The organism is Pseudomonadota bacterium, assembly GCA_016195085.1.
Classification (GTDB): domain Bacteria; phylum Pseudomonadota; class Alphaproteobacteria; order SHVZ01; family SHVZ01; genus JACQAG01.
In genome coordinates, this window is record JACQAG010000079.1 from 1 (window position 1) to 13668 (window position 13668).

General features: G+C 67.0%; 15 protein-coding genes. 9 read left to right on the forward strand and 6 right to left on the reverse strand.

Annotated elements, in window-relative coordinates; translation table 11 throughout:
- Positions 1-95: 95 nt before the first annotated feature.
- Entirely contained in the window at positions 96-1286 is a 1191-nt protein-coding gene (locus tag HY058_20945; GenBank protein MBI3499772.1) for a CoA transferase, read from the reverse strand.
- Positions 1287-1483: 197 nt separating this feature from the next.
- On the opposite strand from HY058_20945, the gene pcaG reads away from it, so the two are divergent.
- The 3 genes from pcaG to HY058_20960 all read left to right on the forward strand — a co-directional run bounded on the left by pcaG (position 1484) and on the right by HY058_20960 (position 3380).
- The gene (gene pcaG, locus HY058_20950; protein ID MBI3499773.1) at positions 1484-2104 is read left to right on the forward strand and encodes a protocatechuate 3,4-dioxygenase subunit alpha; all 621 of its coding nucleotides are present in this window, start codon (positions 1484-1486) and stop codon (positions 2102-2104) included.
- Positions 2101-2790 (forward strand): hypothetical protein, encoded by a 690-nt coding sequence (locus tag HY058_20955; GenBank protein ID MBI3499774.1) that lies wholly within the window; start codon positions 2101-2103, stop codon positions 2788-2790. The genes pcaG and HY058_20955 overlap by 4 nt, the downstream gene beginning before the upstream one ends.
- 92 nt (positions 2791-2882) lie before the next feature.
- Positions 2883-3380 (forward strand): PAS domain-containing protein, encoded by a 498-nt coding sequence (locus HY058_20960; protein MBI3499775.1) that lies wholly within the window; start codon positions 2883-2885, stop codon positions 3378-3380.
- Between the two features lie 5 nt (positions 3381-3385).
- On the opposite strand, the gene HY058_20965 is transcribed toward HY058_20960, so the two are convergent.
- Complete coding sequence (locus HY058_20965; protein MBI3499776.1) at positions 3386-5005, reverse strand: hypothetical protein; 1620 nt, start codon at positions 5003-5005, stop codon at positions 3386-3388.
- 162 nt (positions 5006-5167) lie between these two features.
- Here HY058_20965 and HY058_20970 point away from each other — a divergent pair, with 162 nt between their 5' ends.
- From HY058_20970 to HY058_20990, 5 genes are all read left to right on the forward strand, one after another.
- Positions 5168-5659 (forward strand): hypothetical protein, encoded by a 492-nt coding sequence (locus HY058_20970; protein MBI3499777.1) that lies wholly within the window; start codon positions 5168-5170, stop codon positions 5657-5659.
- A gap of 53 nt (positions 5660-5712) precedes the next feature.
- The gene (msrB, locus tag HY058_20975; protein ID MBI3499778.1) at positions 5713-6138 is read left to right on the forward strand and encodes a peptide-methionine (R)-S-oxide reductase MsrB; all 426 of its coding nucleotides are present in this window, start codon (positions 5713-5715) and stop codon (positions 6136-6138) included.
- A 199-nt stretch (positions 6139-6337) separates the two neighbouring features.
- Entirely contained in the window at positions 6338-6817 is a 480-nt protein-coding gene (locus HY058_20980; GenBank protein MBI3499779.1) for a PAS domain-containing protein, read from the forward strand.
- A 121-nt stretch (positions 6818-6938) separates the two neighbouring features.
- On the forward strand, positions 6939-8537 hold the full coding sequence (locus tag HY058_20985) for an ABC transporter substrate-binding protein (protein MBI3499780.1): 1599 nt from the start codon (positions 6939-6941) through the stop codon (positions 8535-8537).
- Complete coding sequence (locus HY058_20990; GenBank protein ID MBI3499781.1) at positions 8537-9091, forward strand: DJ-1/PfpI family protein; 555 nt, start codon at positions 8537-8539, stop codon at positions 9089-9091. The genes HY058_20985 and HY058_20990 overlap by 1 nt, the downstream gene beginning before the upstream one ends.
- On the opposite strand, the gene HY058_20995 is transcribed toward HY058_20990, so the two are convergent.
- The 3 genes from HY058_20995 to HY058_21005 form a co-directional block, all read right to left on the reverse strand.
- Complete coding sequence (locus HY058_20995) at positions 9042-10313, reverse strand: YcaQ family DNA glycosylase (GenBank protein ID MBI3499782.1); 1272 nt, start codon at positions 10311-10313, stop codon at positions 9042-9044. The genes HY058_20990 and HY058_20995 overlap by 50 nt on opposite strands.
- A 6-nt stretch (positions 10314-10319) precedes the next feature.
- Positions 10320-11228, reverse strand: coding sequence for an EamA family transporter (locus tag HY058_21000; protein MBI3499783.1), 909 nt, complete (start codon positions 11226-11228; stop codon positions 10320-10322).
- A gap of 316 nt (positions 11229-11544) precedes the next feature.
- Positions 11545-11934, reverse strand: a complete 390-nt coding sequence (locus HY058_21005; protein ID MBI3499784.1) for a hypothetical protein — start codon at positions 11932-11934, stop codon at positions 11545-11547.
- A 116-nt stretch (positions 11935-12050) separates the two neighbouring features.
- On the opposite strand from HY058_21005, the gene HY058_21010 reads away from it, so the two are divergent.
- Positions 12051-12800, forward strand: a complete 750-nt coding sequence (locus HY058_21010; protein ID MBI3499785.1) for a class II aldolase/adducin family protein — start codon at positions 12051-12053, stop codon at positions 12798-12800.
- Positions 12801-12821: 21 nt separating this feature from the next.
- Here the strand turns inward: HY058_21010 and HY058_21015 are convergent, their stop codons facing one another.
- A complete protein-coding gene (locus HY058_21015; protein MBI3499786.1) occupies positions 12822-13667 on the reverse strand; it encodes an ABC transporter permease in 846 nt (281 codons plus the stop codon).
- Position 13668 lies beyond the last annotated feature (1 nt).

Consider the following 13668-nt stretch of genomic DNA (forward strand, 5'->3'; position numbering starts at 1 on the left):
CACGCCAGGGGAGGGTTGGGGAGGGGGGGGCTCCCCCCCCTCCCAAAGTCCACCCCCGGTGTGGGGGAGGGTTGGGGTGGGGGCTAGCATGCAAGTCAAATCACGCCGTCCTTCCTGAGCTCAGCAATCTCCCCTGCGTTCAGCCCGAGCTCGTCCAAGACGGCATCCGTATCCGCACCCATGGCGGGCGGCGGCACCGTGATCGCGGCCGAGCCCCGGGAGAGGCGGAAGGGTGCCAGCGGCACTCTGACGGGCTGCCCGCGTGAATCCTCGATCGGCAGCCTCGCGGTTACCGGGCGCTCCTGGGCTTCGGCCAGCGCCAGAGCCTCGTTGATCGTGCGCACCCGCTCGGCCGGGATGCTCAGCTCGTGGAACCAGTCTTCCCACGCCGCCGCCGTCTTCGCCTTGAGACGCTCGGCCAGCAGGGCGCGCATGGCGGAGGCGTGCCGGGCCATGTCGGTCCAGCTCGACAGACGCGCCAGATCCGGCCGCTCGAAGGCCAGCCACAGGCGTTCATGCTGGCGGCGGTTGAAGGCGCCCAGCATCAACAGGCCGTCGGCGGTCTCATAGCAGCCGAGCCCGGCTTCGCTCTGCTCGTTGCCCCTGGGTTTCGGCGGCGGCGCTCCGGCATGGGCGGCGGTCACTTGCGTGCCCATCAGCATGAGTGCCGCATCGAGCATGGCGCAGTCGATCCACACTCCCTCGCCAGTGCGCGAGCGCTGCTGGAGTGCTGCCGCGATGGCGAAGGCGGCCGCCATGCCGGCGGCATAGTCGACGATGGAGGCGCCGACCTTCATCGGCGAGGCCGCTTCGGTGCCGGTCATCGCCATCAGCCCCGAAGCCGCCTGCACCACATTGTCGTAGGCATTGACCGCCGAGCGCGGGCCACCCTGACCGTAGCCGGTGAGCGAGCAATAGACGAGGCGGGGATTGAGACGGCGGAGATCGCTATAGCCGAGGCCGAGCGACGCCAGCGCCCCCGCCCGGTAGTTCTCCACCAGCACATCGGCGCGCTCCGCCAGGCGGCGCAGAATGCGGCGCCCCGCCTCGGTCTTGAGATCGAGCGTGATCGCCCGCTTGTTCGCACCTTGGGTCAGGTAGTTGATACCCATCAGCCGCTCGTTCAGCGTCTGATCGGGCCCACGGCCGCGCACCGGATCGGGCTCTCCCGGCGGTTCGATCTTGATCGTCTCGGCACCATGCACCGCCAGCATGTAGGTGGCGAACGGCCCCGCCAGCACATGGGTCAGATCCAACACGCGCAGGCCGGAGAACGGACGATCCATGATGGCGGCACTCCGGCATCAAGCGTCCCGCCCCTGAAATTCGCCGGCGAATTTCAGGGATAAGCGGGCCGCTAACCCATTAAAACTCGTGTGATTCAGATTCCGAAGTTCGCAGGCGAACTTCGGAATCATCACACGAGCGTCCCATCAGTATAGGCTGCTGGCGCCCTGCGCCGCACGGGGCTAGCCTCGCGGGCATGGCTCGCTCAAATCAGCCGCGCTATACGCCGGAGGCCACCATCGGCCCGTTCTTCCCGGGCGTCTTCGGGGAGGCAGGGGCCAAGCATGCGGCGCTCATCTCGCCCCTCCTCTGGCATCGGCCTGAAGGCCAGCTCGTGCAGATCTCCGGGCGCTTTCTCGATGCCGATGGCAAGGGCGTCCGAAGCGTCATCCTCGAGATCTGGCAGGCCGACGGCGCCGGTCGCTATCGCCATCCATTGACGCCCGAGCCCGGCCTCGTCGATCCGCAGTTCGACGGTTTCGCACGCCTGCGCTCCGATGCCGCCGGAGGCTACCGGCTGACGACGATCCGCCCGGGGGCGTATGCAACGAGGCCCGGAGGCGCCAATCGCCGCGCCCCGCATCTCCGCTTCACCATCTTCGCTTCCGGCATCGACCGGCTGGTGACGGAGATGTTCTTCGAGGACGATGCCGACAATGCCGCCGACCCGCTCCTGCAAAGCCTGGATGCGAGCATGCGCCGGAGATTGATCGCCAGGCGCCGCCCGAGCGAGGATCGCGACGGCACCATCGCCTATGGCTTCGACGTCGTCATGCGCGGCGAGACGGAGACGCCGTTCCTGGACGATTGGTCGTGACGCGGACGGCCGGACAACATCTCCGCCCGCTCACCGTCGTCGGCAACGATCGGGAGAGCGAAACGCGCACGCCGGCACGAGCCCTCCATCCGATCCCGCCCGATGCGCTGGATGCCTATTCGCCGTGCCCGCCCTTGCCGTCCTTCAGGCTCGGCGGCGAGGCGGACCTCACCCGCATCGCACCGGGTCGGCCGCCAGCGGACGGCACCAAGATTCGGATCTCCGGGCGCATCCTCGACGGCGACGAGCGGCCGGCGAGGCGCGTCCTCATGGAGATCTGGAACTGCAACGCTTATGGCCGCTATTCGCACACCGATGATGTCGGCAGCAAGGAGGCCAAGCTCGACCCGAACTTCCATGGCTTCGGGCGCCTGATGACGGATGACGACGGGCGCTTTTGCTTCTGGACGATCAAGCCCGCCGCCTATATCGCCCGCCCGGACATCGGCTGGTGGCGACCGCCGCATGTGCATTATTCCATCCTCGGCGGCGGTGTCAGGCTGGTGACGCAGATGTACTTCCCCGGCGACGCCTTGAACGAGCGCGACTTCATCTACCTCGCCATTCCCGAGCCCGACCGGCCCTTGGCGCTGGCGATACCGGCGGGCGCGGAGGCGGGCGTGCCGGGCTTTCGCTTCGACATGGTGGTGCGCGGCCGCCATCAGACGCCGCCGGATCGGGATTGATTGGGATCGATGCGGGTGCGCGGCGGACCGAGCGACATCGTGGAGCGACTCATTAGAGAATCGTAAATGAGACCTGCGCGAGACTCGCAAGCATGACGGGAAGCATCCCGAGAGAACGGCTTGAAGCCGAGCGCGACACCTCGCTTTGGCACAAGAAGCTGCAGGCTCTCCACGCCTATTGGCGGAGCCTCTGCCGCGGCGAGCTGCTGCCGAGGCGGCACGAGATCGATCCCGTGGCGATCCCGCATCTGCTCGACAGCCTGTATCTCATCAACATCGAGCGCGAGCCGCTCGCCTTCCGCTATCGGCTCATCGGCACCAAGCTCGTGGACTATCGCGGCCGGGAGCTGAAAGGGCTCACCATGGAGGAGGCCCATGCCGAGTTCGCGACCAGCGCCGCCAGGCAGCACTATGTGGATCTTGCCGAATCCGGCGCGCTGCAATGGCGGAAGGGTCCGGTGCAGTTCAACTGGGGGCAAGGACGCGCCACGATCGAAAGGCTGCTGCTGCCGCTGGCAAGCGACGGTCGCATTCCCGACTGCATCATCGGCATGTCGGTGTTCAGCGACGAGCGCGGCCGCGAGACTTAATCGCTCTATCGCTCGACCACGATGCTCTCGCGGGCGATTTCGACCTCGATGTCGGGGAGACCCTGCTCCAGCGCCCAGGCTTGGAAGGTGCGGCGGATGATGAGCCGTGCGGTCACGGTGACGGGGAAGCGTTCGGGAACGGCGAGCGCGAAGCCATAGGCGGAAACATCGGTGGCGCCGCGGGCGAGCCGATTGTCCCAGGCGATGAAGGTCGGCCGCCAGTGGGGTGCGGGAAACAGCGGATCGAGATGCCGGTCGCCGAAATAGGTCAACCGATCCTGAAGGATCTTGGCGAAGGCCTTGCCGGGCAGGCCGGCCAAGGGCGGGACCGGCCCCTCTTCGGTGCCGCCCCATTCGGGCACCCGCTCGCCGGCGCTCTGCTGGAGGAGCCGCCCTTCGGCGTCCCGCGCCTCCAGCACGAGCAGCATGTGGCGCATCGGCGTCCCCGTCGGCAGATGATGGCCGGCGCCGGTGTTGGCGATGGCGACGGTCGCCGACACGTCGGCCCCGGCGTGGTCGGTGGTCGCGCGTCCGGCGGTCAGCCTGAAGTCGATTGCGCGGCGAACGAAGCCCGGGCTCAGGCTGTCGTGGAAGCGATGGCTGCTCAGGCCCTCAGGCGCACGGCGGATGATTTCCGGGCCGGCATCGGCAACCGTCTCGGCCTTGGCCGCGTTCAGCATGTGGCAGTCCTGGCAGTGGATCCCGCGAGCCGGCAGCTCGGTCTCCTGCCACTCCTTAAACTCCGAATAGGCTGGGATGCCCCAGAAGCCGCCATCGTGGCATATGCCGCAATAACGGCTGTCGCGGTAGACGGGGCTAAAGGCATCCCGACCGCGGGGCACGTCGTCGAGCGGACCCAGCACGAGCTGCGCCCCGCCGCCGGGGCGACGCAGGAGCGCGGCCTGCGCACCGATGCGGCCCTGGGCCGGGTCGGGATCGACCTCGGCGATCTTGTGGCAGAAGTCGCAGCCGATCCCTTCCCGCTCGACGCCGCTTGCATCCGTCGGATCGGCATCGCGGGGAATGCGAAGCGCCAGCGCCGGCAGATGGCAGTGCACGCAGGTGCCGTTCGAGTTGGGAAAGTCGTGATGGTGGCTCGGAAACTGGCCGGGACGCTCCGCCCCGCCGGCGCCGTAGTAGAAGGCGTTGAAAATCGGGTTGAGCGCGGAGCCCGCATGGCGGCTGCTCTGCCATTCCTCGGCAATGCGCCGATGGCAGGTGCCGCAGGGCTCGCGGCCGGTGTCTTCGATCGGTCCTTGCCGATCGGCGAGCGCGTAGGCCGAGACCCAGGCGTAGGAGCGCTCGTCGGCGGGCGCGATCGGACGCAGCACCAGGCGATAGCGGATCGCCTCGTTGCCGAGGGCTTGACCGGCGATGACATAGCCGGGCTTGGCTGCGGTGATTTCGATGCCGGCGCCGATCGCAGGCCCCACGAGCGTGAAGCGACCCTCGGCGTCGCTCCTGGCCGCGGTGTCGCTCGCGCGCAGGCGGAGAAGCGCATCGGCGACGGGTCGGCCGGCGGCATCGACGACGATGCCTTCGATCACCCGCATGGGGTCGGCCTGACCGGGGGCGCCGGCGAGCAACGCCGAGAGCACGATGCATGTGATCGAGGCGCGGCGCATCCCGGTCTCCAGAGTGCCCGGCCCCACTCGGGCCCGCCATACCAGCACCGGCGTCGCCGCGGGGTCAACGCACACTATCCGGTAGGGTTATCTCATTAAAATTCAATCTGAAGTGCAGCGTATTTCGCTTGGAAATTAGTTCAATTTGTTTAAAACGCAATCGTGGTCCAGTTCATCCAACCACCGACGAAGCTCATCGACAAAACCGGGAAGGGCAACCCCGGCCTGGCGGCGATCGTCCTCAAAAAGGCGAACGAGGCGGTCAAGCGCCACCTCGACACCCACGACTATCGGATGATCGCCGAAGCCTCGCTCATCAAGATGAATACTTCGTGGCGTCAGCTCCTCGCCGAACCCCACAATGCCGAAACCGTCCGGCGCATCTATGAGGTTGCCCACAATCTCAGGGGCGAGGGTGCCAGCTTCGGTTACCCGGCGGTGTCCAGCGTCGCCGGGCTGATTTGCCGGGTGACCGAGCACCATGAAGAGCATCACCCGAAGCGGCTCAAGGTCGTCGGCGTGCATGTCGACTCTCTCAAGGCCATGGTGCGCTACAATGTGAAGGGCGATCCGAATGGCATCGCTCTCGAGGTGATCAGCGCCCTGGCGATCTTGGTGGACCTGTATCTCGGTCCCTGGGCGCTACGCCATTGAGCTGGTCTCCGTTTGTGCCATGGCGCCGAACAGCGCCGGGCGGAGCGTCGCACATGGCTCAAGACCGCAGCCCAAAGACGGACAGAGACACTCTCCCGCTCTCGCGCAGCGAGGCGGACTGGCGCCGGCTGCTGACGCCCCAGCAATATCGCGTGCTGCGCGCGCGCGCGACCGAGCCGGCGGGCTCGAGCCCGCTCAACCGCGAGCGCCGGACCGGCACCTTTCACTGCGCCGGCTGCCAGCGGGCGCTCTTTGACGCCGAGGCCAAGTTCGACAGCGGCACGGGCTGGCCAAGCTTTCGCCAGGCGCTGCCGGGCGCGGTGCGGACGCTCGAAGATCGATCGCAATTCCTGGTGCTGACCGAGGCGTGCTGCAGCCACTGCGGCTGCCATCTCGGCCATCTCTATGCCGATGATCCGCCCGGCAGCGGCCAGAGCTACCGGATCAACGGCACATCCCTCGCCTTCCGCCCGCGCTGAGCGCGGCAGCGCGTCCGCCTCGAACGCCGGGCCAAGGCGCCCCAATGGCTCCCTCCTGCCAGCGAAATCGGAGGCTTTCCAAGGACTTCCCACCGGTTTTGCGGTACGGCCGCCGCCCGCATGCATACACCGCTCCTCAGTGGCGCCCGGCCAGGGGCTATGCCACAATTATTAACGCGGCGGGATATAGGCGCGTTCCATGCTTGAGCTCGACAGGATGGACGAGACCGGTCCCTGGCATCCGAAGATCGCCGAGCTCTATCGCTATTGGCAGCAAATCCACCCGCAATCGGGCTTGCCCGGGCGCCAGCATATGGATCCCTTGGAAATCCCCGCGCTGCTGCCCAACCTCTGGCTGCTGGACGTCGAGCCCGAGCCCTTGCGCTTTCGCTACCGCCTGGTCGGCACCAAGCTCGCCCAGTTCTTCGGCTATGCGATCCGGGGGCGCTACCTGGGCGAGGCGACGCAGCCGCATTTCACCCAGCAGCATCTCGTCCACTACGAGGGTGTGGTCAAGAACCGCACCTATCACTATCGCAAAGGGCCGCCGGCCTTCGCCGTGGACCGTCCGCATCTTCGGGTCGAGCGCATCCTCCTGCCGCTGGCGACGGACGGCCTCACCGTCGACGTGATCCTGGCCTTGACCGTGCTCACCGACGGCCAGGGCCGCGAGATGTGAAGGATCCCATCTCCCGTGCGGGCTTGCTCCCTCGTTCCACTCGGTGCCAAAGTATTTTCCTAAAGGAAACGGAGGTGCCACCCCGCACCTCCCTCTCCCCACCTCTCTAGGGAGGCCTCCCATGTCGATCTTAGCCAACCTCCGGCGTCTCTCGATCGCCGCCGGCTTGGGCGCGCTCGCGCTATCGGCGAGCGTGACCCCCGCCCTGGCGCAATCGAACGTGCTCAAGGTCGTGCCCAACGCCGACCTTCGCCTCCTCGATCCGGTGCAGACGGTGACGCTCATCACCCGCATGCACGGGACCCTCATCTACGAAGCGTTGTTCGCTTGGGACTCGAAGTTCGAATCGAAGCCGATGATGGCGGAGAGCTACACCGTCTCTCCCGACGGGCGCAGCTACCGCTTCACGCTCCGGCCCGGGCTCAAGTTCCATGACGGTCAGCCCGTCACCGCCGCCGATGTCGTGCCGTCGCTCAAACGCTGGATCACCCGCGGCCAAGTCGGCGGCGAGCTCGGCAAGTTCGTCAAGGATTGGCAGATCCACGATCAGCGGAGCTTCACGCTTACGCTCAACGAACCGTTCGGCCTCACCATCTTCCTGCTCGGCGGCACCACCGGCACCTTGCCGATCGTCATGCGCGCCAAGGATGCCGCGGTCGATGCCTTCACCCCGATCACCGAAGCCGTCGGCTCCGGCCCGTTCAAGTTCAACCGCGCCGAATGGGTGCCGGGCTCGCGCACCGTCTACGACAAGAACACCGACTACGTGCCCCGCGGCGAGCCGACCGACGGCCTCGCCGGCGCGCGTCTGGTCAAGGTCGACCGGGTCGAATACGTGGTCATCCCCGATGCCGCCACCCAGGTTGCGGCACTTTCCCGCGGCGAGGTCGACTTCCTCGACCAGCCGCGCATCGACTTGATGCCGCAGCTCGCCAAGAATCCGCAGGTCGTGGTGGACACCCTCTCTCCCCTCGACACCTACGCGCATATGCGGCCCAACCATCTGGTTCCGCCCTTCAACAATCCGAAGGCGCGGTTGGCGCTCGCCGCCAGCGTCTTTCAGCCCGACTACCTCAACGCCACCGCCGGCGACCAGAAGCTCTGGCGCGAATGCCGCTCCTATTTCATCTGCGGCGGTCCGGAGGGAACCGAGGCCGGCGCGGAAGACTTTAAGAAACCCAATCCCGAACGCGCCAAGCAGCTCTTGGCCGAAGCCGGCTACAAGGGCGAGCCGGTGGTCTTGCTCTCCACCACCGAGATCCCGACGATCTACTCGCTCTCCCAAGTCGCCGCTGCCCAGCTGAAGGCCATCGGCATCAATGTCGACCTGCAGCTCCCGGACTGGGGAACGACGGTCGCCCGCACCCAAAAGAAGGACCCCGCGTCCCAGGGCGGCTGGAACCTGTTCGTCACCACGGCGGGCGGCGTCTACGCGCAGAACCCGCTGTTGAACAGCAACATCGAAACCAGCTGCGAGGGCAAGAACAATGTCGGCTGGCCCTGCGATGAGCAGGCGGAGAAGCTGCGCGGCCAGTGGGTCCGCACCGCCGATGCCGCCCAGCGCAAGGTGGCGCTGGAGGCGCTCCATCGCCGTCTCTGGGAGGTGCAGCCGACGGTGCTCTTGGGCCAGTTCAATCCGCCTTCGGCCTGGCGCGCCAATCTGAAAGGTGTCCTGAAGATGCCGATCAACATCTTCTGGAACATCGAGAAAGGCTCCTGATGGCGAAGGCGAAGCGCGGCGGCCCGAAAAAGGTCGCCGTGCTCCTGGATCACCTCGCCAACGAGCTGGGGGCGATCTACACCACCTACCGGCTCTTGGAAGAGGGCTTCCAGGTCGAAGTGCTGACCCCCGACGGCGGGCCGAAGCTCTCCGGGCATTCCGGCATGGCGCTCGACCGCTTCATCACGGTCAAGGGCAAGATCGCCGAGGCCGATCCCCGGGACTATGCGGCCGTGGTCTGCCCCGGCGGCTTTTCCGCCGACAAGCTGCGCGCCATGCCCGAGGTGCAGAACTTGCTGCGGACGCTCGACCGCGACAAGCGGCTCATCGCCCATATCGGCCACGGCGCCTGGGTCCCGCTCTCGGCCGGCGTGCTCAAGGGCCGCAAGGCGGTGTGCCCGCCGCAGATCAAGAGCGATCTCGAGAATGCCGGCGTCCTCTGCGTCGATGCGCCCGTGGTTGCGGATGGGCACGTGCTTTCGGGCAGCGAGTACGGGCCCTTCTTCAAGGCGCTGGTCGCGGCCTTGCACGCGCGGGTGAAGCCGGAGGCCTAAGCTTCGCCAGCGCCTCGGCGACGGCGCCGCGCGGCCTCACTGCCACCCGCTCGAGGCCGAGCCAATCGGCCATCAGGCGCAGCTCCTCCAGGAGCGGCGGCGCCACCCAATCGGCCTCGCAATGTCCCTCGCAATGGGCCGCCTGCACCTGGAGCACGCCCTCCTTGCGCTCGGCTTTGAGATCGACCCTGGCCACCAGCCGGTCGCCCAGCAGAAAGGGCAGCACATAGTAGCCGTGCTCGCGCTTGGGCGCGGGCGTGTAGAGCGCCAGGCGATAATGGAAGTCGAAGAGAAGCTCGGCCCGGGGGCGGCGCCAGACCAGCGAGTCGAAGGGCGAGAGGAGCGCGCGGGCCTCGATGCGCCGCGGCAGCTTCGCCTCGGCATGGAGATAGACGGTCTCCTTCCAGCCCTTGACCTGAACCGGACGCAGGCTTCCCGCCTCCGCCAGTTCGGCCACGCGCGCCTTGCTGTCTTCGGGCGCCAAGCGGAAATAGTCGCGAAGGTCGGGCTCGCTGGCGATGCCCAGCGCCCGGGCGGCGATCTCGATGAGCCGGCGCTGGGCCTCCTCGGGCTTCGGGGTCGGCAGGCGGACGATCTCCGGCGGCAGCACCCGCTCGGGCAGATCGTAGAGGCGCTCGAAGCCGCGCCGTGCCGCCGTCGTCACCAGCCCCGCCCAAAAGAGCCATTCGAGCGCCCGCTTGCCGTCGCTCCAGCCCCACCAGGAGCCGCGCGCGCGTCCGCCATCAGTAAGCTCGGAGGCGCTCAACGGCCCGCTTGCTTCCACCTCGGCCAGAACGGCTTCGATATAGGCGCGGCGCTTGCGCCCGAAATGCGCCGTGTCGCCGCTGCGCAAGCCCTGGCGCGCCCGCTCCATCCGCCAGCGCAGCAAGGGTTGCAAGGCAACCGGAATGAGCGAGGCCTCATGGCCCCAATATTCGAACAGCCATCGGGGCCGCCGGCCATAGGCAAGACGATCCAGCCGCTCGACCTCGTAGTTTCCCAGCCGCGAAAACAGCGGCAGGTAGTGGGATCGCACCAGCACGTTGACGGAATCGATCTGCAGGAGGCCCAAGCGCTCGATCGCTTGCGTGATGGGACCGCGGCCCGGCGAAGAGCGCGGCCTCGTCTCGGCAAAGCCCTGGGCGGCCAGCGCCACGCGCCTGGCCTCTGTGAGCGAGAGGGTCTCACGATGGGGGGGAACGGTGCGGCGGAGGCGAGGCATCGTGGCTCAGTGCAGCAAGACGAGAATGATCACGCTCGCCACCACCAGGAGCACGCCCAGGATCTCAATCGCGGTGCTGCGCTCGTGGAAAAACAAGCGCGCGGCGAGAAAGGTGAAGACCAGCTCGACCTGGCCCAAAGCCCTGACATAGGCGGCGTTCTCGAGGGTGAAGGCGAGAAACCAGCAGGCCGAGCCGCCGACACTCATGATCCCGACCCAGGACGACTGCCGCCAGGTGGTGAAGGCGCGCCTGAGCTCGGTTGGCTCGCGCCAGGCGAGATAGAGCCCCATCAGCGCGGTTTGCAGCGCGGTCACCACCGACAAGGTAAGCGCGGCGCGGGACAAGGGAGGTGCCGCGCCGAGGCTGAGCGAGGCCCCGCGGATGGCGACCGCGGTCACGCCGAAGAGACCGCCCGAGCCGATGCCCATCAAGGCGGCTCTGTCGCTGAAGCCCTCGATGAAGCCGCGCCAGCCGCCGGCGATGCGGCGCTGCGCCAACACCAGTATGCCCACGAGGCAAAGCAGAATGGCGCCCCAGGCGCCGAGGCTCAAGGGCTCGCCCAAGACGAAGGTCGCGAGGAGGGCGGTCTGCGCCGTCTCCGTCTTGGAGAAGGTGGTGCCGACGGCGAAGTTCCTGAGCGTGAAGGCGAGGATGAGAAGCGAGGTCGCCCAGATCTGGGTCAACCCCGCGAGCAGGCAATAGAGCCAGAAGGCCAAGCCCGGCATCGGCACCGCCATGCCGTAGCCTTGCGCCAGAATGAGCAACGCCAGGGCCGCGATCGGCGCGCCATAGGCATAGCGCACGAAATTGGCAGCGCTGGTGCCGAGCGTGGAGGCCAGGCCCTTCTGCAAGGCGGTGCGCGTGCATTGCAGAAAGGCACCGGCGACCGTGATCGGTATCCACAGCTCCACCATCGCTCCCGAACTCTCCCGCCAGGCAAGGCCGCGGAGTATGGCAGCCGGCCGCCTCCGGGTGAACAATGGAAGAATGACGAAATTGCCCCACCCTATCCCTCCCCCACCTAGCGGTGGAGGAGGGGACAAGAGCGCATGCGCATTGGACTCCCTCCCTCGCCGAAGGCGGGGGAGGGCTGGGGTGGGGGCGAATCAGATCGACGATCACGCCGATACCGCCCGCTGGAATTGACCGGGGGTGATGTGGAAGGGGCGACGGAAGCGGTTGTTCAAATAGCTCTGGTCGACAAGTCAGACCGCTGAGGGGCGTGCCCGCTCAGTTCGGCTTTGCCTGGGGTGCTCCCGCTGGCGAATCGATATGCGCCGTCAACGCCTCGACGATCTTCTCGACCTCGGCGGGCGGAAAGACGAAGCTGAGGACGCCGAAGCCCGGATGCTGCAGCACCAGCTCCGAACCCTCCGGCCGCTTTTCCTCGCGGATGAGCCAGAGCGGATTGAGGACGCTCGCCGACGTACCCTCGGGCTCGCTCTGCCCCTCGGGCTGGATCATCTCGGTGCGCAGCTGGGCCAGGCCACGCACCGCCAGCATGACGCTCGCCGGCGGCAGGTCGATCTGCGCCATGATCTTGCCGCCGCGAAAGATCGCCAGCGTCAGATGCGTCTTGTCCGGCTGCAGGCCCCATTTCAGGTTCAGTTCATCTGCCATCGTCGAATACGTCCTCTTCTCCTCGGCCGGGCGGCACTGTAGCATCGGGCGGGGTGATTTTCTCAAGGGAGTCTCGGCCGATGGCCACCGTCTCCGCCTTCCGTCCGCCGCCGCCGATGACCCGGGCATCGAGCGAGCGCCAGGTGCGTATCGAGCTCGCCGCCTGCTACCGGCTGGTGGCGCATTTCGGCATGGACGATCTGGTCTACACCCACATCTCGGCCCGGCTGCCGGGTAAAGAGGAGCACTTCCTCATCAATCCCTACGGCATGATGTTCCACGAGGTGTGCGCCTCCGATCTCGTCAAGATCGACCTCGAGGGCAATCTCGTCGGCAAGAACGCCTATCCGGTGAACAAGGCCGGATTCGTCATCCACAGCGCCGTGCACATGGCGCGGCCCGACATCATGTGCGTCCTGCACACCCATACCCGCGCCGGCGTGGCGGTCTCCTGCACGGCGGAGGGATTGCTGCCGCTCAATCAGTTTGCGCTCCAGTTCTACGACCGCATCGCCTATCATGACTACGAGGGCGTGGCGCTGGAAGAGGATGAGCGCGCCCGGCTCGTCGCCGATCTCGGCGCCAAGCCGGTGATGATCCTTCGCAACCACGGCCTGCTCGCCGCCGGGCGCAGCATCGCCGAGGCGTTCTCGCTCATGTACTACTTGGATCAGGCCTGCCGCATCCAGATCGACGCCAAGGCGATGGGCGGCAAGATCGTGCTGCCGCCCTCAGCGGTGCGCAAGAAGACCGCCAAGCAGTTCCAGGGCATGGCCGAGAAGCCGCAATCGACCAGCATGGGCCAGCGCGAATGGCCGGCCCTCCTCCGCCTCTGCGAAAAGCTGGATCCCGGCTACAAGGACTGAAGCGGCCGTTCGCTGCTTGCCTTAGAGCCCGCGCGATTTCGGGTCGAGATGCTCGCGCAGGCCCTGGCCCAGCATGTTGACGCCCCAGACGACGATGATGATCGCCAGACCCGCGAGGTTGGCGATCCACGGCGCCACCCAAAGCCGGTCGCGGCCTTCGGCCAGCATATTGCCCCAGGTCGCGGTCGGCGGCGGCAATCCAAGACCCAGGAAGCTGAGAGCGGTCTCCTGCAAGATCATCTGCGCCACTTGCAGCGTGGCGATCACGGTCAGCACCGGCACCATCTGCGGCAGCAAGTGGCGAAACAGGATGGCCCAATCCGAAGCGCCATAGGAAACCGCCGCTTCGATGAAGGCCCGCTCCTTCAGAGTTCGCGCCAGCCCGAAGGCGACGCGGGCGTAGATCATCCAGCCGGAAATCCCCAGCACGAGAATCAAGTTGATGGCGCTGCCGCCGATCGCGGCTGCGATCAGGATGGCCAGCAGAATCTCCGGGAAAGCCAGGTGCGCGTCGGCGAGCCGCATCACCAGCTGTTCCAGCCGGCCGCCGCGATAGCCCGCGAGGAGCCCGGCCACCGAGCCCAGCGCGCAGGAAAGGACGGCGGCGGCGACGCCGACCGTCATCGACAGGCGTGAGCCGTAGATCAGGCGCGAGAGCAGGTCGCGGCCGAGATTGTCGGTGCCGAGCCAATGCTGGGGCAGGCTGTCAACCGACCAGAATGGCGGCTTGAGCCGCGCCAGCAGATCCTGCTGGTATGGGTCGAAGGGGGCGATCCAGGGTGCCAGAAGAGCGAGCGCCGCCGCGGCCGCAATGATGGTGCCGCCGATCGCCATTTTTGCCGCTTTGCCGAACAACCGCGCCTGCATG